Origin of the sequence: Sciscionella marina DSM 45152 (assembly GCF_000379465.1) — a bacterium.
GTDB lineage: Bacteria > Actinomycetota > Actinomycetes > Mycobacteriales > Pseudonocardiaceae > Sciscionella > Sciscionella marina.
In genome coordinates this window covers 1-3084 of sequence record NZ_KB905452.1, presented here as the reverse complement: position 1 = coordinate 3084, position 3084 = coordinate 1, and the positions used below count along the sequence as shown (strand labels likewise).

Genomic DNA, 3084 nt, shown 5'->3' with positions numbered 1-3084 from the left:
CGACACGACCATCACCGACTGGCGCTACCGAATCACCTGGGAACCCATCACCGAACCCACCCCCACAACACTGACCGGCACCTGGCTGCTCGTGGCCGATCCCCGGCGGTCGACACGCGAATGTGTGGACGCCCTGTCGGAACACGGTGCCCGGGTCTTACTTGTCGAAACGACCGAGGTCGACCGGGTGGCGCTGGCAAAGGCACTACCGACCGAGGTTGATGACCTCGCGGGCGTTGTGGCCCTGCCCGCGGCCGGGGACACTCCGGTACCCGGACATCCGGTCGTTCCGTGTGGCGTGGCTGCCATCCTCGGGCTCGTGCAGGCGCTCGGAGACCTGGGCATCACCGTACCGCTGTGGGTGCTGACCGCCGGCGCCGTCGCGACCGCGCCGGGCGAGCCGGTGACCGATCCAGCGCTGGCGCAGGTTTGGGGTCTTGGCCGGGTCATGGGTTTGGAGTTCCCCGATCGTTGGGGTGGCTTGATCGACCTGCCGTCCACTTGGGACGCGCGGGTCGCGGCCCGGCTGTGCGGAACGCTCGCCGGTAGTGGTGAGGATCAGATCGCCATCCGTGCGGCCGGCTCGTTCGGCCGACGCCTTGTCCGCGCTCCGCATTCCGGTGTCACCCGCAGCTGGACGCCGCGCGGCAGTGTTCTGGTCACCGGTGGCACCGGCGGAATCGGCGGTCACGTGGACCGCTGGCTCGCCGAACGCGGTGTACCGGGGCTGGTTCTCACCAGCCGCACCGGTCCCGCGGCCGATGGCGTCCCCGAGCTGGCCGCCGAACTGGCCGGACGGGGCACCGCCGTCGACGTCTATGCCTGCGACACCGTCGAACGCGGCCACGTGGCAGGTGTGCTGGATCGCATCCCCGATCTCACGGCGGTCGTGCACGCGGCCGGCATCGGCCAAACCACCCCGACCGGGGAGGTCACTCTTGCCGAGCACACTCATGTCGTCGCGGCCAAGACCGAGGGCGCGCGGTGGCTGGACGAACTGACCGCGCACCTCGACCTGGAGGCGTTCGTGCTGTTCTCCTCGATTTCCGCGACCTGGGGCAGCGCGCTACAACCCGCATACGCGGCGGCGAACGCTTTCCTCGACGCTCTCGCCGTCAACCGTCGCACCCGCGGTCAGGTAGCCACCTCGGTGGCCTGGGGTCTGTGGGACGGCGCGGGCATGGGCGGCGGAGCGGCCGGCGAGGAGTTCTCACGCCGTGGCCTGGGCATGATGGACCCGCAGCTCGCGATCGGTGCCCTCGCCAAGGCCGTCGACGCGGGCGAAGGGCTGCTCACCGTCGCCGATGTGGACTGGTCGAGGTTTGTCCCGACGTTCACCCTGCGCCGCCGCAGCCCGCTCATCGGGTCTATACCCGAGGCGTGCGCGGCGCTGACGGCCGGAACGGAAGACCCGGCCATCGGAGAGACTGGCGGTGAACTCGCCAAGAGGTTGGCTTCACTGGGCCGGGCAGAGCAGGACCGTGTGCTGATCGAGCTGGTCCGCACCGAGGCCGCGGCCGCCCTCGGGCACACCACCATGGCGGCGGTCGGGCCGGAACAGGTCTTCAAGGAACTCGGATTCGACTCGCTCACCGCCATCGAGCTGCGCAACCGGCTCAACGACGCCACCGGGCTCGCCCTGCCTGCGACACTCGTCTTCGACCATCCCAATCCGGTCGCACTGGCCGAGCTCCTCCGCACGGAACTGCTCGGTGAGGACGCACCGACGGGATTGGTCGAGGAATTGGACCGGTTCGAGGCGCTGCTGTCGGGTGCCGCCCCGGACGAGGACACGCACGAACTGATCGCGGCCCGGCTGCAACGGGTGCTGACCCAGTGGCGCGGCAATGGCGGTGCGGCCAAGGACAAGGCGGTCGCGGAACACATCGAGGCCGCGTCGGACGACGAGATGTTCGAGTTCATCCATAAGGAACTCGGCCGGTCCGAGTGAGCTGACCAGACATTCCCGAGATCGACGGCAAAAGAGGTTGCGGTGGCTGACGAAGAGACCCTGCGCGATTATCTGAAGTGGACGATGACCAACCTCCACGAGGCGCGGCAGCAACTGCAGGACATCGACGAGAGCGCGCATGAGCCGATCGCGGTGGTCGGTGTGGGGTGCCGGTTGCCGGGCGGGGTGTGTGGTCCGAAGGATTTGTGGGATCTAGTGTCCGCGGGCACGGATGCGGTTTCGGGGTTTCCGACCGATCGTGGTTGGGACAGCGATGGTTCGGACTATGCGCGTCAGGGTGGTTTTGTTTATGACGCGACTGAGTTCGATGCGGGGTTTTTCGGTATTTCTCCGCGTGAGGCGTTGGCGATGGATCCGCAGCAGCGGTTGTTGCTGGAGGTTTCCTGGGAGGCGCTGGAACGGTCCGGTATTGATCCGGTGCGGTTGAGGGGCTCCAGGACCGGGGTGTACGCGGGAGCGGCGACTTCAGGGTATGCCGCCGGTTTCGCGGGCGCCGGGACCGGTGCTGAGGGTTATTTGATGACTGGGAATGCGGGGAGTGTTATTTCTGGTCGTGTTGCTTATGCCCTTGGTTTGGAGGGGCCTGCGGTGACGGTGGATACGGCGTGTTCGTCGTCGTTGGTGGCGTTGCATTTGGCGGTGCAGGCGTTGCGTGGTCGTGAGTGTGGTTTGGCTTTGGTTGGTGGGGTGACGGTGATGGCTTCGCCGGGGACGTTTGCGGAGTTTTCTCGTCAGGGAGGGTTGGCTGGAGATGGTCGGTGTAGGTCGTTTTCGGCTGATGCTGATGGGACGGGGTGGTCTGAGGGTGCCGGGGTACTTGTGGTCGAGCGGTTATCGGATGCTCGTCGTTGTGGGCATCGGGTGTTGGCTGTTGTCACGGGGTCGGCGGTTAATCAGGATGGTGAATCGAATGGGCTGACCGCTCCGAACGGACCCGCACAGCGGCAGGTTATCCGCGCCGCCCTCGATGGAGCTCGCCTCTCCGCCGCCGACGTGGATGTTGTTGAGGCGCACGGGACGGGTACGTCGTTGGGTGATCCGATCGAGGCGCAGGCGTTGTTGGCGACGTATGGTCAGGATCGGGATCGTCCGTTGTGGTTGGGTTCGTTGAA

The 3084-nt window shown here is 66.8% G+C and carries 2 protein-coding genes; both read left to right on the top strand.

The features are described from left to right. A partial coding sequence (locus A37U_RS0139040) for a type I polyketide synthase (protein WP_020502088.1) occupies positions 1-1951 on the top strand: 1951 nt, incomplete at its 5' end. Between the two features lie 42 nt (positions 1952-1993). Beyond that, a partial coding sequence (locus A37U_RS0139035) for a beta-ketoacyl synthase N-terminal-like domain-containing protein (protein ID WP_020502087.1) occupies positions 1994-3084 on the top strand: 1091 nt, incomplete at its 3' end.